The sequence below is a fragment of the Terrimonas alba genome, from assembly GCF_042434975.1.
Lineage (GTDB): Bacteria > Bacteroidota > Bacteroidia > Chitinophagales > Chitinophagaceae > Terrimonas_B > Terrimonas_B alba.
This window is the reverse complement of the sequence record NZ_JBHMQM010000008.1, coordinates 216,683-240,498: the sequence shown is the minus strand read 5'-3', so window position 1 is coordinate 240,498 and position 23,816 is coordinate 216,683. Positions and strand designations below refer to the sequence as shown.

The 23,816-nt window shown below is 41.6% G+C and carries 20 protein-coding genes; 8 read left to right on the top strand and 12 right to left on the bottom strand.

Features of this window, described 5'->3' with window-relative positions; translation table 11 throughout:
- Positions 1-95 precede the first annotated feature (95 nt).
- The 5 genes from ACFEL9_RS22220 to serA all read right to left on the bottom strand — a co-directional run bounded on the left by ACFEL9_RS22220 (position 96) and on the right by serA (position 5,205).
- The gene (locus ACFEL9_RS22220) at positions 96-578 is read right to left on the bottom strand and encodes an NADH-quinone oxidoreductase subunit A (RefSeq protein ID WP_385894699.1); all 483 of its coding nucleotides are present in this window, start codon (positions 576-578) and stop codon (positions 96-98) included.
- A gap of 73 nt (positions 579-651) precedes the next feature.
- On the bottom strand, positions 652-1,080 hold the full coding sequence (locus ACFEL9_RS22215; RefSeq protein ID WP_385894697.1) for a CBS domain-containing protein: 429 nt from the start codon (positions 1,078-1,080) through the stop codon (positions 652-654).
- A gap of 287 nt (positions 1,081-1,367) precedes the next feature.
- A complete protein-coding gene (locus ACFEL9_RS22210; protein WP_385894695.1) occupies positions 1,368-2,636 on the bottom strand; it encodes a tetratricopeptide repeat protein in 1,269 nt (422 codons plus the stop codon).
- A 3-nt stretch (positions 2,637-2,639) separates the two neighbouring features.
- Complete coding sequence (locus ACFEL9_RS22205) at positions 2,640-3,959, bottom strand: AAA family ATPase (protein ID WP_385894694.1); 1,320 nt, start codon at positions 3,957-3,959, stop codon at positions 2,640-2,642.
- 7 nt (positions 3,960-3,966) lie between these two features.
- Positions 3,967-5,205: a phosphoglycerate dehydrogenase gene (gene serA / locus ACFEL9_RS22200; protein WP_385894692.1), complete on the bottom strand. Its 1,239-nt coding sequence runs from the start codon at positions 5,203-5,205 to the stop codon at positions 3,967-3,969.
- Positions 5,206-5,310: 105 nt separating this feature from the next.
- Between serA and ACFEL9_RS22195 the strand changes: the two genes are divergently transcribed.
- Both ACFEL9_RS22195 and ACFEL9_RS22190 read left to right on the top strand, forming a co-directional pair.
- Complete coding sequence (locus ACFEL9_RS22195) at positions 5,311-6,549, top strand: serine hydrolase domain-containing protein (RefSeq protein WP_385894690.1); 1,239 nt, start codon at positions 5,311-5,313, stop codon at positions 6,547-6,549.
- Between the two features lie 134 nt (positions 6,550-6,683).
- Positions 6,684-8,192: an NAD(P)H-hydrate dehydratase gene (locus ACFEL9_RS22190; protein WP_385894688.1), complete on the top strand. Its 1,509-nt coding sequence runs from the start codon at positions 6,684-6,686 to the stop codon at positions 8,190-8,192.
- Here ACFEL9_RS22190 and ACFEL9_RS22185 read toward each other — a convergent pair.
- Entirely contained in the window at positions 8,185-9,009 is an 825-nt protein-coding gene (locus tag ACFEL9_RS22185; protein ID WP_385894687.1) for a phosphatase PAP2 family protein, read from the bottom strand. The two genes, ACFEL9_RS22190 and ACFEL9_RS22185, sit on opposite strands and share 8 nt — an antisense overlap.
- Before the next feature lie 307 nt (positions 9,010-9,316).
- Between ACFEL9_RS22185 and ACFEL9_RS22180 the strand changes: the two genes are divergently transcribed.
- The 4 genes from ACFEL9_RS22180 to ACFEL9_RS22165 all read left to right on the top strand — a co-directional run bounded on the left by ACFEL9_RS22180 (position 9,317) and on the right by ACFEL9_RS22165 (position 15,881).
- Positions 9,317-11,539 carry a sodium-translocating pyrophosphatase gene (locus tag ACFEL9_RS22180; RefSeq protein ID WP_385894685.1) on the top strand — a complete coding sequence of 741 codons (2,223 nt, stop codon included), beginning with the start codon at positions 9,317-9,319 and terminating at the stop codon, positions 11,537-11,539.
- 179 nt (positions 11,540-11,718) lie between these two features.
- Complete coding sequence (locus ACFEL9_RS22175) at positions 11,719-13,638, top strand: histidine kinase (protein WP_385894684.1); 1,920 nt, start codon at positions 11,719-11,721, stop codon at positions 13,636-13,638.
- 141 nt (positions 13,639-13,779) lie between these two features.
- Positions 13,780-14,163 (top strand): BlaI/MecI/CopY family transcriptional regulator, encoded by a 384-nt coding sequence (locus ACFEL9_RS22170; protein WP_385894683.1) that lies wholly within the window; start codon positions 13,780-13,782, stop codon positions 14,161-14,163.
- A 2-nt stretch (positions 14,164-14,165) separates the two neighbouring features.
- Positions 14,166-15,881 carry a M56 family metallopeptidase gene (locus tag ACFEL9_RS22165; protein ID WP_385894681.1) on the top strand — a complete coding sequence of 572 codons (1,716 nt, stop codon included), beginning with the start codon at positions 14,166-14,168 and terminating at the stop codon, positions 15,879-15,881.
- Between the two features lie 146 nt (positions 15,882-16,027).
- On the opposite strand, the gene ACFEL9_RS22160 is transcribed toward ACFEL9_RS22165, so the two are convergent.
- The 3 genes from ACFEL9_RS22160 to ACFEL9_RS22150 form a co-directional block, all read right to left on the bottom strand.
- Positions 16,028-16,195: a hypothetical protein gene (locus tag ACFEL9_RS22160; RefSeq protein ID WP_385894680.1), complete on the bottom strand. Its 168-nt coding sequence runs from the start codon at positions 16,193-16,195 to the stop codon at positions 16,028-16,030.
- A gap of 186 nt (positions 16,196-16,381) precedes the next feature.
- Entirely contained in the window at positions 16,382-17,311 is a 930-nt protein-coding gene (lipA, locus tag ACFEL9_RS22155) for a lipoyl synthase (protein WP_385894678.1), read from the bottom strand.
- A 50-nt stretch (positions 17,312-17,361) separates the two neighbouring features.
- A complete protein-coding gene (locus ACFEL9_RS22150) occupies positions 17,362-18,156 on the bottom strand; it encodes a hypothetical protein (protein ID WP_385894676.1) in 795 nt (264 codons plus the stop codon).
- 464 nt (positions 18,157-18,620) lie between these two features.
- Here ACFEL9_RS22150 and ACFEL9_RS22145 point away from each other — a divergent pair, with 464 nt between their 5' ends.
- Positions 18,621-19,334 carry a LytR/AlgR family response regulator transcription factor gene (locus ACFEL9_RS22145; protein WP_385894675.1) on the top strand — a complete coding sequence of 238 codons (714 nt, stop codon included), beginning with the start codon at positions 18,621-18,623 and terminating at the stop codon, positions 19,332-19,334.
- A 226-nt stretch (positions 19,335-19,560) separates the two neighbouring features.
- Entirely contained in the window at positions 19,561-20,928 is a 1,368-nt protein-coding gene (locus ACFEL9_RS22140) for a T9SS type A sorting domain-containing protein (RefSeq protein WP_385894674.1), read from the top strand.
- A gap of 12 nt (positions 20,929-20,940) precedes the next feature.
- Here ACFEL9_RS22140 and ACFEL9_RS22135 read toward each other — a convergent pair whose 3' ends face one another.
- The 3 genes from ACFEL9_RS22135 to ACFEL9_RS22125 form a co-directional block, all read right to left on the bottom strand.
- Positions 20,941-22,224 (bottom strand): DUF2851 family protein, encoded by a 1,284-nt coding sequence (locus ACFEL9_RS22135; RefSeq protein WP_385894672.1) that lies wholly within the window; start codon positions 22,222-22,224, stop codon positions 20,941-20,943.
- A gap of 74 nt (positions 22,225-22,298) precedes the next feature.
- Positions 22,299-22,862 carry a Maf family nucleotide pyrophosphatase gene (locus ACFEL9_RS22130; protein WP_385894670.1) on the bottom strand — a complete coding sequence of 188 codons (564 nt, stop codon included), beginning with the start codon at positions 22,860-22,862 and terminating at the stop codon, positions 22,299-22,301.
- The gene (locus ACFEL9_RS22125; RefSeq protein WP_385894669.1) at positions 22,859-23,791 is read right to left on the bottom strand and encodes a geranylgeranylglycerol-phosphate geranylgeranyltransferase; all 933 of its coding nucleotides are present in this window, start codon (positions 23,789-23,791) and stop codon (positions 22,859-22,861) included. Before ACFEL9_RS22125 ends, ACFEL9_RS22130 begins: the two co-directional genes overlap by 4 nt.
- Positions 23,792-23,816 lie beyond the last annotated feature (25 nt).

Genomic DNA, 23,816 nt, shown 5'->3' with positions numbered 1-23,816 from the left:
ATTTATTGCAAAATGGCAGTTGTGTATTCTGAATACAACCCGGGATTACGGGTGGCATGCATTCATACATTTTCACATTTGCCTGTTTGCATATATTACTTCATTATTTTCTTTTTATAGGCTTTCAATATTTTCTTTGCATTCGGTCCAACATCCAATGCTCCTATTCCCCATTCATATATTAAAACCACAACCAGTTGCCCAATGAAAATGGCAGCGCCGATATAACCCGGCCATCCTAATTCATAAAAGCCGAGTGCCCACAGCATAATAAATACTGTTTCTACATCGAAAATCACAAATAACATGGCGACAAGATAAAATTGAGCGGAGAACCTCAGTCGTGCAGAACCTGCCTGTAATATGCCTCCTTCATAAGGTTCATCGGTGGCTCTATCCTTGTGATGCTGACCCAATATAAATGACAGTGAAAGAATGACTATAAGCAGCACTCCGACCAATGCTGCATACAGCAGTAAAGGCCATAAGGGAATACTAAGAATATTGTTTCCCGGCATCATAAAACACTTTTCATTATTGACAAATACACAGGTACAACCTGTCACTTTCCACAACATTTGGGCCATGTTGTGAAACATGCAATAACTACTAACTATAACGAAGTGTACAAGCAGCTTGCTATAATCCCGCTTAACTGACGATGTAATGCTCCAGGTTTTCTATAATGAAATCCTTTTCATTGATAATATATCTTACTACATCACCAATGGATATAACACCAACCAGTTGATCATTATCGATTACGGGTAAATGTCGAACAAATTTGCTGCTCATTAATTGCATGCATGCGTCAATGCTGGTATCAGGACTCACAAACAAGGGACGTTCGTTCATTATATCCTTTACATGTGTTTCTCTGGAAGAGCGTCCTTTGAGAATGATTTTGCGGGCATAGTCACGTTCAGTAAAAATGCCGATTAGCTTTTCATTTTCAACTACAACCAGGGAACCCAGGTTGTTATTTTCAAGTTCCTCCAGTGCTTCGTACACAGAACTTTCCGGGCTTACAGTATATACTGCATTACCCTTGGTTTGCAGAATATTTCTTACAGTGCCCATATCATATGGCTTTTAGAGCACTATTAAGTTAAGTTAATTTTAGTAAAATAAAAAGGAAAATATTTTCCAGCTACTTTTTACACCTGCCTAAAACGAATTTGTTTTGTACTTAATAATAAGTAGGTGTGAGTGTTTTGTGTTACATGTTACCCATACAATCATGAGACCTGGCCCGGACTCTATAAAAAATTCCTGACTATGAGTTGCAAGCTTTAACCATAAGTAACAGAATGGAATTGCAGAACCCGTTAAATAATACGGCTAACTTGTTCTCTACATTCTGAAAATTATTTTCCCAGCCCCGTCCAGTTATAAATAATAAATGCTATTCCATAAACAACGAAACACCCGGATGAAATGCCGGGTAATGCGATAAACAATAGTAATGTGAACAATCCAAATGCAACAAGTGCCAACGTAAACCACTCTCTCCATCCCTTACTATTCCTGATCTGCACCGGGAATTTCATTTCACTCAATGGCAATGCAAGTGATAAACAAAGCAAACCTGCATAGAAAAAATTGTCTGCGTATACGGTACCCGTCATTATTCCACTTGCCTGCGCAAGAACCAGTATGACAAGCCCGGCTATCATTGCTGATACTACTGCAATAGATGACCAGCGTTCGGTGGTGGTTACTGCATATTTTCCATCCGGGTGAAAGAGTAACATGAAATTGGCAATAGAATTTATCGTCCATGAAGTAACAACAAATAGCAGGTAAACGGCCAACAATATCCAGGCTAAACCCGCCGTGCTTTCATTTCCTTTTGTCAGGCTGATCAACACCCGAAAAACAATATATAATGCAATCGGCAAAATGGTCTGCAGGTTTTTGCCTTTGTTATGCACCCAAAAACTATACTGTAATAACCAGCGGTAAGGTGGAAGTTTTGATTTCAACGATTCTTTTAATCCCTGTTTGGATGATGTATGATTAGGGTCCAGTCGCAGGGCTTCACGAAAATGTTTGCCAGCTTCCTGGTGCCTGCCTTTTTCCAGATAGTTCCAGCCAACGGTGGCATGTGTTGATTCATTATCCGGATCCTGCGCCAATGCATTCTGCATGGTTTCGATCGCATCATCGGTCCGGTTGAGCTTATTTAATGCCCTTGACCTGGCTTGCAGGCTGGTAATATTTTCGGCGTCGATGGCCAATCCTTCATTAGCCTTATCCAGTGCTTTTTGAAATTCTCTTTCATCAATTAATACATAAGCCAGCAAACCATAATATTCAGCGACCCACGGATTTAACTGAATCGCTTTATTTAAATTATCAATGGCAGCAAAAGCCTTATTGCTTTGATAATATCCAAAAGCCAGCAGATAGAAATAAAAGCTGTTATTCGGATCCAACGCAATGGCCCGGAGTATTACTTCAATCCCTTCTTCAATTTTTTTCTGATCAAAATAGCAACGAGCCAGTAATGACAGTGCATAGTTATTTTCCGGCTCCTGTTCCAATGCTTGTTTTATGCTTGCTTCCGCATCCCGGTGCCGGTCTTGCTGTAATAAGAGATCGGCACGATCAAGCAGGATACTTATATCCACCATAATTTACTTCCTGATTTTTAAATACTTCAGAATATCATCATACAAACCAGATTCGTTTGCATACAATGCATAATTGCGGGCAGAACCAAACCACTCCGTCACCGTAGAACGATGTTGCTTTAATGCTTTCAATAAGTCTTTTGTACCAAGTGGCTGTATTGATCCTTTTGACATGGATTCGCGGAGTTTCTCTTCTATCGCAATGTCAAGCAGTGCTTTCAAATCGGCACCGGAATAATCGATGGCGGCCTGTGCTATTTTTTTTGTATCAACCTCTCCAACAGGCTTACCTTGTAACAACGAGTTGAGGATTTCTTCTTTTGCCGCCGTATCGGGCGGTTCTACGAATATGATTCGATCAAAACGACCCGGTCTTCTGAAAGCAGGATCGACGCTCCAGGGTGCATTGGTAGCAGCCAATATCAATACGCCTTCGTTATCGGACTCTACTCCATCCATTTCCGCCAGAAACTGGTTGATAACATGACGCATGGCCGACTGTTTCAGGTCACTGCGACTGGCGCCCATGGCATCTACCTCGTCAAAGAACAATACACAGGGCGCATTACGGCGGGCCGTTTCAAAAATCTCGTGGAGATTTTTTTCACTATTACCGATCCACATATCGAGAATATCATGCAGACCAATATTAATAAACTTTGCATTTATTTCACCGGCGGTTGCTTTGGCAATATAGGTTTTTCCACAGCCCGGTGGACCATACATTAAAATACCACCGCCGATCTTTTTTCCAAACGCCTCGTACAGATCAGGGTTTTTCATTGGCTGAATGATCTTCATGGAAATTTCCTCCTTCACCCGTTGCATGCCACCAACATCGGCAAATTTTGTTTTGGGTTTTTCCATGAAGTATGCATGGCTGTTATCGTTGTCATCGGTCCAATCATCACTTCCTGTATGTTGCATCGTTGGCCTGCGTAAAAACGAATCAATTTCCTCGTCTTTGAATTCAGGATTGACTGCAATCACCCGCTGGTATAGCTCAACAGCTTGCTGAAGGGAGTTTTCCCTGACCAGGCATTTTATAAAATAAATCTGGTCGGATGGTGGAAGTTGATGCTGCAATTGCTCATAAATAATGATAGCAGCGGAATATTTTTGTGTATGGAAGTAGCAATTGGCCAATCCTAACTGGGCCTTTGTATTTCCATAACTTTTATTAAGCACTTCCCTGAATTGTTCGCCGGCTTCTTCATACATTTTTTCTGCCAGCATCAACTCGGCTATATGAATACGCAGGGGCACATTTTCGGGCGATACAGTTAGTGCCTCCAGTAAATTTTTTATGATCTCGTTTGTCATAGACGGACTAATACAGCATTCTTACCTTGATCGTCTCCTTTACTTCTTTTAAAAGTTGGAGGGCCTTATTGGAAAGTTGTTTATCGACATCCAATACCACGTAGCCAATATCCTCGTTGGTTTTTAAGTATTGACCAACGATGTTGATATTATGTTTGGATAGTTGGGTATTGATAGCTGATAAAACGCCGGGTACATTATTATGTATATGCAATATCCTGTGCGAGCCTTCCTGCGGTGGTAAGGCCAGTGCAGGTACTGTATGCGAGCCAAAAGTGATACCCTTTTCGAGGTAGTTAAATAGTTTGATACTCACGTCTTCACCGATATTTTGCTGCGCCTCTTCGGTAGAACCGCCAATATGTGGTGTCAGGATCACATTGGGCAGGTCCTGCAGCGGTGTTTGAAAACGATCTCCGTTCTTCTCTGGTTCCCAGGGAAAAACATCGATGGCAGCGCCACCAATCGCTCCTTCTTCAATTGATTTTCTTAAGGCATCAAGGTCCACTACTTCACCTCTCGCATAGTTGATGAGTATCGAACCCTTTTTGAAATACTTGAGGTTTGTTTTATTGATCAGGTTTTTTGTCTGGCTGGTTTCAGGCACATGCAGGGTCACTACATCTGATTTTGACAATACATCCTTCAATGTTTTTCCATCGGTAGCGTTGCCCAATGGCAGCTTGGTTTCCACATCGTAAAAAATAACCTTCATACCCAATGCCTCGGCCAGTACGCTCACCTGGCTGCCGATATTGCCATAACCAATAATACCTAAGGTTTTTCCCCGCAATTCATAGCTGCCTTTTGCATCTTTCATCCAGATGCCTTCATGCGCAGCTTTGTTTTTATCGGGAATACGGCGAATAAGCATGATGGCTAAGCCTATCACCAGTTCGGCCACCGATCTTGTATTGGAATAGGGAGCATTAAACACTACTACACCCTGTTTGGTGGCAGCTTTCAGGTTTACCTGGTTTACCCCTATACAAAAGCAGCCGATTGCCTGTAGCTTTTTAGCGGCTTCCAGTACTTTGGGAGTGATTTGCGTCTTGGACCGAATGCCAAGAATATGAACATCACTTACTTCTTTGATTAATTCTTCTTCAGTCAGCGCTTTGGTAATCTTTTCTACCTGCGTATAACCCTGTTGTTTAAAGTTTTTTACGGCGAGATCACTGATGTTTTCCAGGAAGAGTATTCGTATTTTTTCTTTTGGATAGCTAGTTTTTTCTTTTATTGACATACTGCAAATATAACTATCACGTTATTAAGATAAATTAGCGTATGTGGAAAACTTGGGGTTTGGCCTCATTTCTGCATAAGATAATTTCGTTTAAACTGATCTCTATTGAAAACCATTTTTTACATTCTTGGCCTGTTGGTAGTTATCTATGGTTGTAACGACGCATCTTCCAAAAACATCGCTGCGTTGGAGGAAGATTCTCTGCAATACTATCCCCCTACCCCCAAGAGATTAAGTCAGCAGGAATTTCGCCAGTATCAACGTGAGTTATCGGCTTTTTTTGAGTCGAACTTACTGAAACGTGGGTTTAACGGAAGTATATTGGTGGCCAAAGATGGGGCGATTATTTATGAAAAATATGCCGGTTTTGCAGACCTGCGCAAAAAAGATTCATTGACCAGCAACACTCCCCTGCATATCGCATCCACAGGAAAAACACTTACCGCAATGGCTGTGTTAAAGTTGGTGCAGGAAAACAAACTTTCGTTAGACGATTCTATTCAAAAATTCTTCCCTGAGCTGCCTTATCCCGGAGTTACTGTAAGAATGCTACTAAATCATCGCAGTGGGATGCCCAACTATGTTTATTTTTTGGCAAATGTGAAGGAGTACAAGGATAAATATGTGACTAACAACGATGTCTTAACTTACCTGTACGAGAAAAAACCTTCCCGCAGCTTTACCCCGAATCGTCGTTTCAGCTATAGCAATACCAATTTTGTTTTGTTGGCATTGATCATTGAAAAGATATCGGGGCAAACTTTTTCAGCATTTATGAAGGAAAAGATATTTACCCCGCTGCAAATGAATAACACTTACGTTTTTTCAATGGCAGATACGGCGAAGGCCATTCCTTCTTTTAATCACAATGGTGGACTTTGGCAAAATGATATGATGGAAGCTACCTATGGGGATAAAAATATTTATTCGACACCGCAGGATTTGTTGAAATGGGACCAGGCATTGTATACGGAACAATTTTTAAGCAAAGCATTATTGGATTCTGCCTTCCAGCCCAACAGTAATGAAAGACCATCGGTACATAATTATGGATTGGGATGGCGAATGCTGAATTTCCGTAACGGTAAAAAAGTGATCTATCATTTTGGCCGCTGGCATGGTTTCAATGCGGCTTTCGCAAGGTTGACAGATGAGAGAGTTACGATTATTATACTAGGCAATAAATACAATAGCAATATCTACCGTGTAGCTAACAAAGCCTATGATATTTTTGGCAACTATGATCAAAAATATGATAAGGAGGAAGGGGATACAGAAAGTGACGACATGTTAGGCTCTCCGGGCAAATCCACTGCCATCGCAAAACACGCTGCCCAAAAATAAGCGACTGTTTTTTTTGAAAATAGTTTCTCACCTTTAAGTCCTGAAAGGTGCCACGAAGTTTTTGCGCAAATTTATTTTTATCGATAAAAAACTTTAGCAGATGCATGTGACATTCATCCCCTAAAACTGTACACATGAAGCTATTTTCGGCTGAACAAATACGCCAATGGGATCAATACACCATACAAAATGAACCGGTTTCTTCCATAGACCTGATGGAGAGAGCCACTGCAAAATGTGTAGATTGGCTGGAGCGAAATGACTTTGTTGGTAAACCGTTTCATATTTTTTGTGGCAAAGGCAATAATGGCGGGGATGGATTAGCGATTGCCCGAATGCTGGCCGCGATGCAATGTTCCGTTACCGTTTACATTCTCGAATTTGGTCATAAGGGAACAAACGACTTTCAAATCAACCTCGCCAGGCTTCATCAACAACCGGAAGTTGGTATCCGGTTTATTCAAACGGAAGAACAATTTCACTCGATTAACGTTGACGAAATTATAATTGATGCATTATTTGGCTCTGGGTTAAACCGGGGTCTGGAAGGGGTCACAGCAAAGCTAGTCGATCATATCAACCAGTCAGGTTGTAAAATTATTGCAATCGATATCCCGAGTGGCTTGTTTACCGACCGTTCATCCCGGGGGCAAACAATCATTAAAGCTGATCATACTTTAAGCTTTCAATGTTATAAAAAAGCATTCCTCGTGGCCGAGAATAGTGAATTTATTGGCGACGTGCATATACTGGATATCGGTTTGCATCCCGGCTTCTATCAATCGACATCTTCTACTCAGGAAATCATTGATGATACCAGCGTACGTTCGATTTATAAAAAAAGAAATCGTTTTAGTCACAAGGGAAATTTTGGTCATGCATTGATGATTGCCGGCAGTTATGGCAAAATGGGTGCGGCAGTTTTATCTTCCAAAGCTTGTCTCCGCAGCGGTGTGGGGCTATTATCCTGTCATATTCCTACATGTGGCTATGATATCATGCAAACGGCGTTACCGGAAGCAATGGTCATGACGGATTTTAATTCTTCGTTTATTACAAAGCTGGAAGACGATCTGTCAAAATACAAAGCTATTGGTATTGGCCCGGGCATTGGTACCGCATCGGAAACGAGGACCATGATAAAGGAAGTTTTATCTGCCTACAAAAAACCGGCGGTGCTTGATGCTGATGCTCTCAATAACCTGTCAGCAGATAAAGAGCTTTTACAAGTTCTTCCTGTTGACTCCATTTTAACACCTCATCCAAAAGAATTTGAACGATTATTCGGAGAAACTTCCGATGAGTTTGAGCGAATAGACCTTGCTATGCTAAAAGCCAAAGAATTTAAAGTGGTCATAGTTTTAAAAGGCCATCATACACTCATTGCAACGCCTGCCGGTAAAGCTTTTTTCAATACCACAGGAAATGCAGGCATGGCAACAGGTGGAAGTGGCGATGTGCTCACAGGAATACTTACCGGTTTACTGGCCCAGGGGTATTCATCTGAACAAACGGCCATACTCGGCGTTTATCTGCATGGCTTAGCCGGCGATATGGCTGCCGAAAGGTATTCGATGGAAGCAATGATCGCCGGCGATATTGTTGAACAAGTACCGGAAGCTTTCCTTCACCTCTCTATTTAGTTAGCTTATATGTAAAGCCAAATTGTGGAGTATCTCCCAGGTAAGATGCAGTAAATGACAACCTCCGTTCCGAAATGTCTTTATTCTTATGTACATGCGGAACTAAAATACCGGAAAGCGTACCTACTGCAGTGCCAATTAAAATATCAGAAAGAAAATGCTGCCCCCCTCTGTAGCGTAAATAAGCGGTAGTACCAGTGGTGAGTCCTGCGAGTGTAAATGGCAACCATTTTACTTTTGACTCGGGATGATAATCGTTCAGAACTTTTGCAATAAAAAAAGTGGAGGTTCCCACCAGGGCGACATGCCCGGCAAAAAATGAATTCTTTGCACCGCCTCTCATTCTTGTAGCCATATCCACATTCGGGTTATAAGCATAAGGCCTGTAGCGATCAGTTAAATAAACAGATCCCGTATACAACAATCCAGTTACAGCCATTGATTCAAGGTACAGTGTCGCAATTTTAAATGCGTCTTTGCGAATCTTTTTGTCAAACATCAATATTACTGGTAGTGGCATGGAACCATAAAATATCATATTTCCCACATCATTGGCCTTGTCGTGATAGACACTTGCTCCATGCCGATCGAACGAAGGAATATTGTTCTTGTCAAGACTCAATATTTTTTCTTCGCTCGACTTATCCTTGCTGTAAATCTGGGTGAAGGCGTATAAACTCCAGCCGGTACCGATTGCTGTTATGGGAATATCGGAGCCAGCTCTTAATTTATAAACGGGTCCTTGTTTTGCTGGCGGCGTTATAGACCCGAATGGCTGTGTACTATCCACCATCATTGTTATACTGTCTGTCACCATGCGACTACTGTCAGTTTCCTGGCCTATTCCGGACAGGTGGAGTCCTAAGAGCACTAAGATTATAATACACGTCCGCATATTATTAAAGGTACAAGCTATATGCCACGTGCCTTTTACGGCCGAAGACGCTGGTTTTCTTGCCCGTGCCCGGTGAAAAAAGCCCTTTTTATCCCCGTTTTTTGTGGACTGCATTCCTCATCTGGCTCCCGGCGCTACCAGCCTTAAACCCTTGATAGATTATGTTTTGAAATACTGGTCTATCCCCTATCTTTGCCCTCCTTTAAATTTTTATTAAGAAGCTACGCTTATGGACAAACTGATCTATCTCGTTCCCGTTATGGGCATTATCGGGTTGCTATATACCCTTGCCAAGTTTAACTGGGTTGGAAAGCAGGATGCGGGAACAGACCGTATGAAAGAAATCAGCAATTATATTGCGGAAGGTGCAATGGCATTTTTAAGAGCTGAATGGAAAGTATTAGGCTATTTCGTAGTTATAGTTGGCATTTTGCTGGCGGTAATGGCAACTGCTAATCCCCATTCCCATTGGGCAATTGCAATAGCCTTTGTGATTGGTGCCGTATTAAGCGCTACCGCAGGATATATAGGTATGAAAGCTGCGACGAAAGCTAATGTACGTACGGCCCAGGCTGCCCGTACAAGTTTAAGCAAAGCACTGAATGTATCCTTTACGGGTGGTGCTGTAATGGGCGTAGGTGTTGCCGGTCTTGCGGTATTTGGTTTGGGTGGTTTATATATCGTATTAAAATATTGTTTTGCTCCAGGTGCGGCTATCAACTCTGATGAAATGATCCGCACAATAGAAGTCTTAACAGGCTTTTCGCTAGGTGCTGAATCTATCGCTCTTTTTGCCCGTGTAGGTGGTGGTATTTATACAAAAGCCGCTGACGTAGGTGCCGACCTCGTAGGAAAAGTGGAAGCGGGCATTCCTGAAGATGATCCAAGAAACCCTGCTACCATCGCGGATAATGTAGGCGACAACGTAGGTGATGTAGCCGGTATGGGAGCAGACCTTTTCGGTTCTTATGTCGCTACCGTGTTAGCGACCATTGTACTGGGCCAGCAAACAAGAGTTATCGATGCTGATACCTTAGGTGGCTTTTCACCGGTTATATTACCGATGCTGATTGCTGGAGTAGGTATATTATTTTCTATTATCGGTACTTTATTTGTCCGCATCAGCGACTCTGCCGGTATCAATACCAATACCGTTCAAAAAGCATTGAACATGGGTAACTGGGGATCGATAATATTAACAGCTTTTGCAGCCTTTGGCCTTGTTTATTGGCTGCTTCCCGAAACAATGGAACTGCGTGGCACCTTGTTTACCAAATGGGGTGTAATGGGTGCTATCGGCGTAGGCCTTTTGGTAGGCGCATTGATGAGTATCATTACTGAATACTATACTGCCATGGGTAAGCGTCCCGTATTATCCATTATTCGCCAATCATCAACAGGTCATGCAACGAATGTAATCGGTGGCTTGGCTATCGGCATGGAATCGACGTTTTTACCAATACTGGTTTTGGCTGGCGGTATCTGGGGTTCTTATGAGTGCGCCGGTTTATATGGTGTAGCTATTGCGGCGGCCGGTATGATGGCCACAACAGCTATGCAATTAGCAATCGATGCCTTCGGACCCATTGCTGACAATGCTGGTGGTATTGCAGAAATGAGTGAACTGCCGGCTGATGTTCGTGAAAAAACCGATGTTCTCGACGCAGTAGGTAATACAACCGCAGCAACGGGTAAAGGTTTTGCCATTGCCTCTGCTGCCTTAACAGCGTTGGCTTTGTTTGCAGCGTTTGTTGGTGTTGCCGGAATTACGGGCATCGATATTTATAAAGCGAATGTATTAGCTTGTTTGTTTGTTGGTGCCATGATCCCGTTCATCTTTTCTTCTTTAGCTATTCGTGCGGTTGGACAAGCTGCTATGGCGATGGTGGAAGAAGTAAGACGCCAGTTTAAATCTATTCCCGGTATCATGGAGGGAACAGGCAAACCTGAATATGATAAATGCGTAGCGATCTCAACGCAGGCTTCTATTAAAAAAATGATGCTGCCGGGTGCTATCGCCATCATCTCTCCTCTTATTATTGGTTTTGCTCCTGGCTTAGGTGCTGAAGCATTAGGTGGCTTCCTTGCAGGTGCTACTGTAAGTGGAGTATTGATGGGTATGTTTCAAAACAATGCCGGAGGCGCCTGGGATAATGCAAAGAAGTCATTTGAAAAAGGCGTGGAAATAAATGGCCAAATGTATTACAAAAAATCAGAGCCGCATAAAGCCTCTGTAACTGGTGATACGGTTGGTGACCCTTTTAAAGATACGTCTGGCCCATCAATGAATATTCTTATTAAATTGATGTCTATTGTATCTTTGGTTATTGCTCCGACCCTGGCACAGATAAGCGGAACGAATCAGGCACATGCAGAAGCCAAAAAAGAGGAAGTAAAAAATGAAAGAGCAACTGCTATGATCGAAAAAGAAAATACAGTTCAGTACAAATAATTGTAAGAGCTTAATCAGAACCATTATCACATAGTCCCGCTGTTTCTACAGGGGGGCTATTTTTTTATTGGAAGGCTGTACATTACTTGCTTTATAATGAAGCACAAAATTGTTGTAGCTTACAATAGATAACGAGCCTGCCGCAATTTTCCACCATTGATTCGCTTAATTCCAGCAAAATGAGTCCGGGAAAAAGGAATGCCTCATCAACAGGATTGTTCATCCGGCCTTTTTGGGCGGGGTTACTAACTTTTGTTTTATTGGCTTCTGTTACCGCCTTCCTCTCCTATCAGCGTTATAAAATTGTTGCAAATGAGGAAAGGGAAAAGGCATACAACGTAACAGAGTCAGTGCATAGCCGTTTATCAACAGGACTTCAATATAGTTTGTCAGCTACCCAGGCCATGTCTTTATTAATCGACCGAAAGGGTACAGTACACAATTTTGATTCTATTGCTCCTCTTATTTACAAAGCACATAAATACATTGATGCCTTACAACTCGTTCCGGGTGGCACTATTAAATATGTCTATCCAATGGAAGAGAATAAGGAGGTGATCGGCTATAACATACTGGAAGATAAGACACGCAATAAAGAGGCCTATAAAGCCATCGAAAAAAGAGAATTATTCTTTGCCGGTCCGTTTGAGTTAAGACAAGGCGGAGTTGGCGTAGTAGGCAGGCTGCCTATTTTTATTAATAATAATTTCTGGGGATTCTCGGCTGTTGTTATCCGGCTGGCAACGCTGCTAAACGCAGCGGGCATAGATACTACCGGCAAGTCAGGTTACTATTTCCAGCTATCTAAAATCAACCCGGACACCAACAAGGAAGAATTTTTTCTTCCGCTGAGAGGTTTTTCAACAAGTCAATATGAAGCATCTGTATCAGTGCCTGACGGGGAATGGAGACTGTCGATTGTACCGGTCAAAGGTCACAAGGCTTTCCAGGCAGCTATGCCTGTAGCCATTTTAGGGCTTATATTATCGATATTAGGAAGCATATTCGCCAGCTATGCCGGCAAGACGCCTTTACGATTAAAAAAATTGGTGGATGAACGGACAGCAGAGTTGGATAAAAGCGAAAAAAGAAATAAAGCGATTGTCAACGCCCTTCCCGATATGCTGTATGTAATAGACAAGGAAGGATGTATTGTTGATTACAGCAACCCTATCGGGCTGCAAACTCTTATGAGCCCTCAACAATTTATCATGCGGAATGTAGCCGAAGTACTCCCCCAGCCCGTAGCCACCAATATCATGATTTATGTTGACAAAGTTTTGCGTACAGGCCAGGTACTAAGTTATAGTTATCAATTAGAAGTTGATGGGGCCATTAGAAGTTATGAAGCAAGATTTGTACCCCATCAAACAGATGATGTATTGGCCCTTGTAAGAGATACAACAGAAGCGAAGAAAGTGGAGGTGGAACTGATACAATCAAGAGAAGATCTCCGCCTGCTCAGCAATCACCTGGAAAACGTGAGAGAAGAAGAAAGACTACATATTGCCAGGGAAATTCATGATGAACTAGGACAACACCTGACCGTATTAAAAATGAATGTTTCGTTACTGGATAAAAGTATTGCGGGGAGCGATACCAGGCTCTCAACAGAATTTAATAAAGTAATCGACCTGATTAATGAGATGGTAAAAGCGGTAAGGAAAATATCCCACGAACTGCGACCGAATGTGTTGGATCAACTAGGTCTTGTACCGGCAATGGAATGGCATAGCAGGGATTTTGAAAAAAGAACCGGCTTGAAAACAAATTTCACAACCGACTTTACAGAAATAACTCTGACGGATAAAAAACGTATTGGACTTTTTCGCATATTCCAGGAATCACTTACCAATATTGCGAGACACGCCGAAGCTACAAGAGTCGACATCTCTTTAAATATCCAGGAAGAAGAAATTATCATGCTTATCGAAGATGACGGAAAAGGATTTAATACTTCTCTTGTTGAACACAAAAAAACGTTGGGCCTGGTCGGTATGCGTGAACGGGCCATCATGATGGGCGGTACTTATATCATTAATAGTTCACCCGGCAATGGCACCATTACCGAAGTAATTATACCGACCGACAAAAGCTGAACGAATAAAATTATACCTGCCTGTAACCTTTTGTAAGCAGTTGCGTTTCATAGTTAACACTGTTAAAAAAAATTAAAAAAGCTTACAGAATTATGCCAATACGAAAATAGTCGTATATTCGGCAGGTAAAACTTAAAACCCATGTCAACGATAAAAAGTATAAAACCAACTGAAAGTGAATTAGAGATATTACAGATACTTTGGGTAAAAGGATTAGCGACGGTGCGGGAGGTGCATGAAGGCTTAGCCGCAACCAAAGATGTCGGTTACACTACTACTCTTAAACTAATGCAGATCATGAATGAAAAGGGCTTAGTGAAAAGAGATGATTCAATGCGGACACATGTTTACCAGGCCGCGGTAAATAAAGAAAAAACACAAAAACATTTGTTGGGTAAAATGATCGACAACCTGTTTGGCGGCTCCCCTACTCAGCTGGTGATACAGGCTCTGGGCGAGCACAAAACCAGCCCGGATGAGCTTGAAAAAATACAAGCCTTATTAAATGATCTGAAAAAACAATAAAAATGTTTGCAATCGGTCAATCCAACTTTCTGCAGGCATTGGGATGGGCTGTAATTAACAGCTTGTGGCAAATGGCATTGTTGTGGGTGGTTTACCAATTAGCGACTGCTTTATTCAGGAAATTAACTTCTTCACAAAAAAACTCATTGGCAGCTTCCCTGTTGTTTACGGGTTTTGGCTGGTTTGTGTTCACCTTTTTTGTTCTACTGACTGAAAGTCCTGTTGCCAGTGTCAGTGCTTTCATTACGATCAATGGAAATGCTGAGGTAAGCTCATGGTTTTCCAGGCTGTTGCCAATAGGATCAATTCTGTATCTTTCATTACTGATCTTTCCCGTTTTGAATTTTATTCGCAACTACCGCTATGTTCAAGCCATCCGTAGTTCGGGGCTTCTGAAGGCCGAGGTTCGCTGGCGGATATTTGTGCAGAAAATTGCGGCGCAAATGGGAATAAAGAAAAAAGTACCTATCTGGGTTTCCGAATTTGTAAAATCTCCGGTTACCGTTGGTTATCTCAAGCCAATTATTCTTTTGCCAGCTGCAGCTGTCAACCATTTGACTGTTCACCAAATTGAAGCTGTTTTACTACATGAACTTTCGCATATCAGGCGTTTCGACTACCTGGTAAATCTTCTGACAAGAATCATTCAGACAGTTCTTTACTTCAACCCGTTTGTCAAAGCTTTTTCTAAAATTATTGAAACCGAAAGGGAAAAAAACTGCGATGAAATTGTATTGCAGTTTCAATATGAGCCCTATGGCTATGCATCCGCTCTGCTTGCATTAGAAAAAGCTGCTCATCTCCCGCAATCATTAGCGGTGGCAGCATCAGGAGGAAAGAAGAATGAGCTGCTGAACCGAATTGAATGTATTCTCGGTATAAATAAAAAGCCAGTGTTTTCATTTAACAGGATAGCTGGCGTTGTGGCCGCCTTATTCTGCTTTGTTAGTTTGAATGCAGTATTATTGTTAAGCAAGTCCGGCATAGAGACAAAACTTAATCCTGGTTTACTGACAGATGCTTCAGGTCCATTTGCATTTATCAGCCCGGAAAAAGAAATATACAGCCAGGAGAAAACACCTTCAATTGAAATCGCCAAAGAACCGACGATAAATCACACAGCTTCCCCGGAAGCTGGGAAAGTAGTTGAAGCCAACAGCGGCAAGCAAGATGCGATCGCTATTCCCGTTTCAAATACATCGATCAACAGTGCACCTTTTGTCAATATAAATTATGTTGAAGATATCATTCCCGAGTTGGACGAAGCCGCTGAGAAGCAAGTGGAAGAAGCACTTGCAGCGTCCAAAAAAGTGATGCTGGAAGATCAATGGAAAGTGGTGGAAAAAAGTATTGCGGAAGCCATGACTCAAAATGAAAAAGAAAAACTCAAGGGCGAATATAAAAAGGCTGTAAATAAGATTGATTGGGAAAATATCCAGGACAAACTCAAAATAGCCTACGAGGAAATCAATTGGAATAAAGTCAATGAGCAGTTAAACACCGCCCTGGCCGAAATAAAATTGGACAGTCTTCAACACGCTTACTCAACTGCAATCAGCAATCTCTCCACTATTCAAAAGGAACTAAAACAAGCTAATCAAAATTGTATTCCTGATTCGGATGTTACATTGAAATCGCTGGAGCTTCAAAAGAAAGAAGTGCTAAAAGCGCTTAACAAGGTAAAAGTAGCCCGGGGAAGAAAGATTGTTCACCTATAAACATTATAGACAAATCTTGCAATAAATTGATAAAGCCCGGTTTAGCCGGGCTTTTTTTTCAAGATGTTTAATAGAATTGGATTCTCAATTATTTACCCCTTTCATCTCATCGACGATCAGGTAGTGTGGTTATTATACAGGTCGTTTTACCTTCTTACGGTCGCACCAAAGCCACTCAGCCGTTCTTTAATAACAGAACTGCCCTTGTCAGATTTGGAATACGACGCAAATGTCACTGCTGTTATTGTGGTAAAAAACACCACAAAAACAAGAGAAACAAATACTAATGCTAAAGGATAACCGAGCCTTTTCATATGGATGAATTTTTTGTTTAGACACGCAAAATTGTGCCAAACAGCTCGTTCGGAAAAATATTCTACAACCAGAAAACCCTTAAAAATAAAATTGGGTATTTTTACCCTCATTTAAATTAGGATTTTTACTAAGATGAAGCAGCTCCGAAAAACAGAAGAAATAAAGGGAAACTAAATACTTTTAAATCAAGCGATTGCCTTACTCATCTCCCACTCTTTTCTGCCAAGCCCTGCGTAAACATGCCTTTCACTGTGGTAAGAGGACCGGACTAAAGGGCCACTTTCGACATAATCAAGCCCCAGGGAATAACCTATCTCCCGGTATTCGGCAAACTCGTCCGGGTGTACAAATCGTTGTACGGGCAAATGTTTGGCAGTTGGTTGCAGGTATTGACCGATGGTAATGACATCGCACCCGTTATCTTTGAGGTCCCTGATAGTTTGAATTACTTCTTCTTTTTTCTCGCCGAGGCCAAGCATGATCCCGCTTTTAGTTCTTCTGCCACCTTCTTTAAGAATTCGTATTACCTCCATGCTCCTCCAATATTTTGCCTGAATGCGAACCTGGCGGGTTAACCTTTCTACCGTTTCGATATTATGAGAAACGACTTCGGGTGCTGCCCCGATAATTCGGTCGATATCTTCTTTTTTCCCTTTAAAGTCAGGAATCAGCGTTTCAAGTGTTGTTTCCGGATTGAGAGCTTTGACAGCACGAATAGTATTTTGCCAGATCATCGCCCCCCCATCTTTTAATTCATCTCTGTCGACCGAGGTAATAACGGCATGTTTCACCTTCATTAAGTGGATGGCCTCGGCCACTCGCTGGGGTTCATCCCAATCAACTGCTTCTGGCCGCCCTGTTGCTACAGCGCAAAAACCGCAGCTCCTGGTGCATACGTTTCCAAGGATCATAAAAGTAGCGGTACCCGCCCCCCAGCACTCGCCCATGTTTGGACAATTACCGCTCTCGCAAATGGTATGAAGCTTATGCGTGTCTACAAGATTGCGAACATGTTTGTAGCTTTCGCCGATGGGAAGTTTTACACGAAGCCAATCTGGCTTTTTCACCCGGGTAGTCTTTTCATCACTTATCGCAACAACTGGAAGTTCTGTCATTTAGCAAAAATACGAGGAAATTGAGAAGATAACTAGTTAGCAGGCTTAGGTCATTTTCGGCGGCCAAAAAGTATAGCTACATAGCCCTGGAAAAACATTCGCTTATCTTCCTGTAACGCCATAATAGGAATTTTGGAGGCGTATGCTTCCAGGCTCATACCGATTTCAAGGGCAGACACGGTTTCATTATATCGTCCGTAATCAAACCGCATAGCAACTTTAGCAAAAGCTCCCGGTTTTACTTTCATTTCACCCCAGCCTTTACCAAATCCACCGCCAGAGACGATCGCACTTTGGTCAAGAAATAATGCACTGTCCTCGGTAGTGTACTTGATTGCTCTTTCTTCTCCCCCTTCACTTACATTCAAATAATAAGGTCGTAATAATCCAATTGCCAGCCCTGCATTATAAATTCCGGTTACTGCGACACCATTCTTATTTCCTTTTTGGCCAAAAATATACTGTTGTCCAAAACCAAGAGTCGCCTGGTAGAAATTGTTGATTTTTCCATAAATGTAGGGATTGCCAAATATGAAATTTTGGCCAAGTCCCTTTTCTTCTTTGCTATTCTTAATTTCTGTAATGTCGAGGCGGTAGATGTTGGTCTTACGGTTGCTTTTCATCTTGCCAAGTTCATAGAAAGCACCGTACCCGTTTGTTCGCAATTGAATACCAAAAATGCTTTGCTTTTGGTAAACTAAAACTCCCTCCTCCGCCTGTCGGACCATCTCGTTTATCTTCTGACGTTTCGCTTCCTTTCTTTCTCTTTTTTGTTCCCTGCTGGTTTGCGCAAAAGAGGCAAGGCCAATAAGGGTAATAATGATGGTCAGGCTGAGTTTCTTCACAAATCGTCTGTTTATATTAGTAACGTAAATTTAGGGCAAAAATTGAAATGACCTCCGTTGTAGTTTAAAACGGCGGGATAAAATCTACCTGCACCCATCTATAATACGACTCAACCTGCGAAACGGATGCCTCAGTGAAGAATAAAAGCAATGAATAAGGCCCGTCCCGATTAGCCCTGCAAGCTATCACTATCAACGGGAAATAAAGCCTGTGCTGGTGGCTCCGATTTGCCGGAAATTCTCTATTGGCTTTGAACCCTATGAAGTTCCCCAAGCGACCGAAAGTATTTTTCCCAAAACCAAGTAACATAACATTTGTCGGCGGAAGCCATATTAACACACAATCTTTCCTCATCGCTAAGCCAAAGGCAATTCATTCACGTCTTTAAGCACTTGATGCTTATATTCTTTTGAATATCATTTTTGCTGGTTAACATTTGCTTTTTAAGGTTAATCCACTTGATATGAATGTTCTCGTGATTGAGTATGAAAAAACAAAGGCTCAAAAAATTAAAGATCTTCTTTCTCAAATCGATGATTCCATCCAGGTAATCGGCATAACAAATGACATGCAAACAGCGGCGGTATGGCTTGCAAATAATAAAGAGCCGGATATCATTTTAGCGAATGAAGAAGTTGTTCCATTCATGCACTCAAAAAGATCGGGAGACATAAAGGCTGTTGTAACTTTTTCCACCATTTCTGAAGAGTATAATTTTGTTGCTTATAGGTACAGAACTATGCGTCGTCTCCTGAACGCAAACAATGAAAAAACCAGGCTCCCCGAAACAAATAAAAAACATCTTAACAATAGTGATAAGGATACGGGTAATGGTTCTTTTAAAGAGCGGTTCCTGGTAAAACAGGGACAGCGCCTGCTGTCCATTCCTGTCGGACAGGTCGCCTATTTCTTTTCGCAAGAGCGGTTCATTTTTTTAAAGACTTTTGATAATCAAAAATTTTTGGTGGAATACCGTATTGAGCAATTAGAAAAACTTCTTTCGCCAGCTACTTTCTTCCGCATCAACAGGTCGCATATTATCTCTCTGCCTACGGTCAGGGAGATACATGCTTATTTTGGCAACCGCTTAAAACTTTACCTGTCACCTGTAGCGGATAAGGAAATTATTGTAAGCAGGAAAAGAGTATCTGATTTTAAAGAATGGCTTGACAAATAATTAAAGACTTCTCCTGGCAATAGTTATTTCATACAGATTTTTTTGCACTTCATGCATGAATTAGGCTAGTTACTGCAGCGTTGCTTGACCGGGCCTGTCGCAATGTATAGTTTAGAATTGTAAACATCCAATTGCACGGATCACATTAAGGCTCTTAAACCCACAATTTTTAGTAGCAAAGATTGCGGCACTGCTTTTTCGTGATTTGAACTCAAAAAGTCACCCTATGTACAAAGCCAGCTTTCTGTTTCTTTTTTTCCTTTTCATAAAACCGGTTTTTGTTTCTGCCCAATGCCTGACGGCACCGCCACCGCCTGCCTGCAATGGCACCGAGCCATTATTGACAGACGATGAGACACTGAATACCGGCAATACAAAATGGTATTATGGAGCTACCGTCATGATGAATAGCCTTACGCTAAACGGAGGTACGTTGGTTGTATGCGGCGATCTTTCTATTAATCAATTTTACATGAATAGCGGGACTATTTATGTCAGGCCCGGAGCCAGGTTAGTCATTACTTCGGGCATTGGCGCCGGTTTGGTTTTGAGAGGAAACTCCTATATCTACAATTATGGCACTTGTGAAATTCAAAGAAACTTATCCCTGGATAATGGCGCAACTTCAGCAAGTCCTAACCTGGTCATCAATGCAACGCCTTCGTCAGTTTTTAAAATGTCAAATCAATATTTCGTGATCAATAACCCGTACTCCTGGTTTGTTAACAATGGTAATGCCGAGTTCTGGGGAGTTATAACGGACCCACAAGCTGCGACTGGCTCCGTTTGTTTGGGCGATGGAAGCACAACCAGGATGGCTGTTTTGATTAATAAGGTTACAGATAGTTATGCGGTTTCCTCTGGCAATGCTTGTTTGCAGGTGTACCAGTATTCGCAGTTTTATAATAGTTTGACCAATAGCTCTGCTTTATATGCTTGTCTTGGGGCCAGTCATAGTTCCGACGCAAGTTGTATTCCGTGGGGATGCCAGCCTAATAACTGGGGAGCTGCACAGGTTTTTACCAATTGCAACAACTGTAACGGATTCCTCGTGTTGCCGGTACAGTTTAAGTCATTTAATACGGTCGCCACCGTCGATGGTAATAAGCTGAACTGGCAATTAGCCGCCGCTATTCCAACAGCAATGTTTGCTGTAAAACGATCGGCCGATGGAATTAACTATCACATGATTGACAGTGTGATCGCCAACAGTTCAAATGCGACATTCTTTTCCTTTATTGACAAAACACCTTTATCAGGAAACAATTACTATATGATCATCTATATAGACCCAACAACCGGCAAAACTATTTATAGCAAGGCTGCGAAAATCCAAAACAGTAGTCACTCACAAATTACGGTTCATCCAATGCCTTTCGACAATAGTTTTTTTATCACGTATGCTGTAGGGATGTGTCCTGAAAAGATAATACTAACGGATATGGCTGGACGAAATATTAACATAACAAAATCGCGGCGGGATGCCGCTAACCAATTAAAAATATCAGTGCTGGATCATATTGAGACTGGTGTTTATATTGTTCACATGCTAACAAAAACAAACCATTTTGCCCGGACAATCTTTAAACAATAAGGCTGACCGTTCTTATGCCGGCTGTTTAAGAATTGCATTGCCGGTAGCGCAGCTAAGACATTTATGTTTAGAACAGTATTCATTCTTTAGTTCAATCAGTGCCTGGGAATCCCAGGCATTTTTATTTTCAATGTTCAATTTTTCAAAGCCTTTTGTAATGACGTTCTTTTCGGGTGAAACCTGTTCAAGACAATGCAGGGCCTTTTCCTTATACTTATTTTCATTATGATAGCTGCCATATGCGAAAAGTATCGGCGCTACCGTATTGATGATTACATTATCGACCATGGACACCCCGGTTTTTTTCTTTCTGAAAGAAGAGGTTTCGTCAAACTGGTAATGATAATGCCAATAGTCATTTGCCGTTACATCAAATAATTCCCGGATTTCTTTTGCAGATTCAGTCTCCTTAATTTTTGAAAATAAATGCGATGACTGGTGTATAAGCATGGCCAATTGAGCCAGGCGAATGACAGGAAAATTTCCCGGTCTCATGCGCAAAGAATATAAAGGCATATGAATGGGTTCAAGATTGTATTTTGATTTCAGGAATTTATATTCCCTTTTTAAAAGGGAAGGATAATCATCTTCAAAATTTTTGTCTAAAAGCCCCGCTTGTCCCATCAACAGTGCTTCAACCTGGTGAATTTGATTTTTATGTTTTGCCAGTATATTTAATGAAAGTGACCTTGCCATTGTTTCAAACGCTTCGGCATTTACTTTCATTCCAAAGTTTTTTGCGAGCATCCACCAGAAAACTTCTTCCCAATGAGAGTTATTTTGTTGAAGATAATTTTCAGCAATAGCTGCTTTTCTTAATAAACGTTCCGCCAACAGCCTTTCTTTCCAGCTTTTCCAGGTAATATCCCGAACAAGATGTATGCTTTTTTCGCATGGTATAAACGCCGGCGAATGCATCAGCTCCTCGTACCGGTCCAGCAATACTTTTGCCACCCGGTTTTTGAGTTCCAGCACAGGAATAGTATTTACTTCTTCAGATGAGAGACCCGGGTTATCATCGTCCCAAACTACATGCAGGACAACACTATCATAGTTCCTGTCATGTTCATGCTTATGCTTTCGCCAATCGGATGTTTTAATATGGAGTTCTATCGTGCCGGCCCAGGTAGTATTGCCAATAACAATTTTTGCATTGGTGAAATCAGGCCCCTGGTTATTATTATACTGCCCGGGCAGGATTATTTGCAGTCTTTCGCCCTCTGCAGTGGCTAATTCTGCTTTATTAAAGTATTGGAACCGCCAGATGAATTGTAGTAAACGTTCGGTGACAGGCAAGGTTTAATGGTTTTGATTTCCTTAAGTTATGAAACCATTTCAATTTGAACAACTCGTCCGCCAAACTTAAAAGTTTAAAAATTTTGCAGTTCCTGTACTACCCTGCTTACCGGTAGTCCCATCACGTTGTAAAAATCCCCTTTTACAGATTTAATACCTACAACACCAATCCACTCCTGAATTGCATAAGCGCCGGCCTTATCGTATGGCTTATACTTATCTACATAAAATTCAATTTGCTCATCTGATAGTTCATGAAAATAGACATCTGTTGTATCGGCAAATGCAATTTCCCTTTGTTCCTGCCGGATAACTACTCCTGTTATCACGGCATGTTTATGACCGGAAAGATCACGAAGAATCGATATAGCTTCTTCCCTGCTTTTGGGTTTCCCAATAATACGGTCATCTAATACTACGATTGTATCTGCAGCCAGGATAACGGAATCAGCCGCTACGACCGACTGAACAGCAACTGCTTTGTTTCGGGCTATATGCACCGCCACAGCCTCAGTGGCTAAACCACTGGGATATGATTCATCTGTTTCCTTCACTACAATTTCAAAAGGCACTTCGGCCCATTCGAGCAATTGTTTTCTTCTGGGCGACTGTGATGCAAGAATGATTTTGGGGATCATAAGTAGAAATAAAAAAAGATCATGGAAAGTATACCGGTAAGCATTGCTCTTTTGGTAAGGCTGCTTAGTTTATGATAGTCGGCGGTGGAAGATGCCTTGAACAATTTTAAAAAAATTATTGCCAGTGGCAATATGATAAATAATATACAATACGCCACCGCCCACCACCATCTGAATTGTAGCACATATACCTGGATCACCACCAGGATGGCAAGCAATATTATCATCCAAACGGCAACATAGACTTTCGTTGCATTTACTCCCCATACTATAGGCATGGTGCGACAACCGTAGCGGGCATCACCCGGCATATCTTCTATATCCTTTATCGCTTCCCTGATCAATGATATGATGAAAGCAAAACCGGCGTATAAAAATGCAAAGCGAAACAATTTTGGCTGCCCCGGGTGATCTGGCGTAAAAGCATCTGCTATTGAAACCTTGGAAAAAAATATCAGCAAAATAGTCCAGCCTGCTAAAAGAGAGATAATAATATTTCCAATCAGCAGCTTCTGTTTGAACGTAGTAGAATATAACCATAATAAGATCACACAAAGAATATTGCCTGCCAGTAAATACCATTTCTCAAACACCGGTAATGCAAGCGCTGTAGCCACTATACCGGCGCTGCTGAGGATAAAATGCCAGGCAATGGCCCAACGCCTGCTGATCACTTTATCAACTACCATTTTCTCCGGCTTGTTTACTTCGTCAATGTTGATGTCAAAATAGTCATTAATAATATAACCGGCTGCAGCAATAACTAATGATGCAATAACCAACAAAATAAAATTGCGGGTGTCATGTGGGGGTATGTTTCCTTTATAGAGCGGGTAATAAATGCAAACCTGAAAGAGCACCTGGGTTAGTGCAATAAACACAAGATTTTGCAGGCGGATCATTTTAAAAAATGCTGCGATCAATCTCATGAATTATTTTTTTGAAAGATACATA

Coding starts and splice junctions, on each gene's coding strand:
- ACFEL9_RS22220 (WP_385894699.1), bottom strand. CDS start 578: ATGTTGTGGAAAGTGACAGGTTGTACCTGTGTATTTGTCAATAATGAA.
- ACFEL9_RS22215 (WP_385894697.1), bottom strand. CDS start 1,080: ATGGGCACTGTAAGAAATATTCTGCAAACCAAGGGTAATGCAGTATAT.
- ACFEL9_RS22210 (WP_385894695.1), bottom strand. CDS start 2,636: ATGGTGGATATAAGTATCCTGCTTGATCGTGCCGATCTCTTATTACAG.
- ACFEL9_RS22205 (WP_385894694.1), bottom strand. CDS start 3,959: ATGACAAACGAGATCATAAAAAATTTACTGGAGGCACTAACTGTATCG.
- serA (WP_385894692.1), bottom strand. CDS start 5,205: ATGTCAATAAAAGAAAAAACTAGCTATCCAAAAGAAAAAATACGAATA.
- ACFEL9_RS22190 (WP_385894688.1), top strand. CDS start 6,684: ATGAAGCTATTTTCGGCTGAACAAATACGCCAATGGGATCAATACACC.
- ACFEL9_RS22185 (WP_385894687.1), bottom strand. CDS start 9,009: ATGGTGACAGACAGTATAACAATGATGGTGGATAGTACACAGCCATTC.
- ACFEL9_RS22180 (WP_385894685.1), top strand. CDS start 9,317: ATGGACAAACTGATCTATCTCGTTCCCGTTATGGGCATTATCGGGTTG.
- ACFEL9_RS22175 (WP_385894684.1), top strand. CDS start 11,719: ATGAGTCCGGGAAAAAGGAATGCCTCATCAACAGGATTGTTCATCCGG.
- ACFEL9_RS22170 (WP_385894683.1), top strand. CDS start 13,780: ATGTCAACGATAAAAAGTATAAAACCAACTGAAAGTGAATTAGAGATA.
- ACFEL9_RS22165 (WP_385894681.1), top strand. CDS start 14,166: ATGTTTGCAATCGGTCAATCCAACTTTCTGCAGGCATTGGGATGGGCT.
- ACFEL9_RS22160 (WP_385894680.1), bottom strand. CDS start 16,195: ATGAAAAGGCTCGGTTATCCTTTAGCATTAGTATTTGTTTCTCTTGTT.
- lipA (WP_385894678.1), bottom strand. CDS start 17,311: ATGACAGAACTTCCAGTTGTTGCGATAAGTGATGAAAAGACTACCCGG.
- ACFEL9_RS22145 (WP_385894675.1), top strand. CDS start 18,621: ATGAATGTTCTCGTGATTGAGTATGAAAAAACAAAGGCTCAAAAAATT.
- ACFEL9_RS22140 (WP_385894674.1), top strand. CDS start 19,561: ATGTACAAAGCCAGCTTTCTGTTTCTTTTTTTCCTTTTCATAAAACCG.
- ACFEL9_RS22130 (WP_385894670.1), bottom strand. CDS start 22,862: ATGATCCCCAAAATCATTCTTGCATCACAGTCGCCCAGAAGAAAACAA.
- ACFEL9_RS22125 (WP_385894669.1), bottom strand. CDS start 23,791: ATGAGATTGATCGCAGCATTTTTTAAAATGATCCGCCTGCAAAATCTT.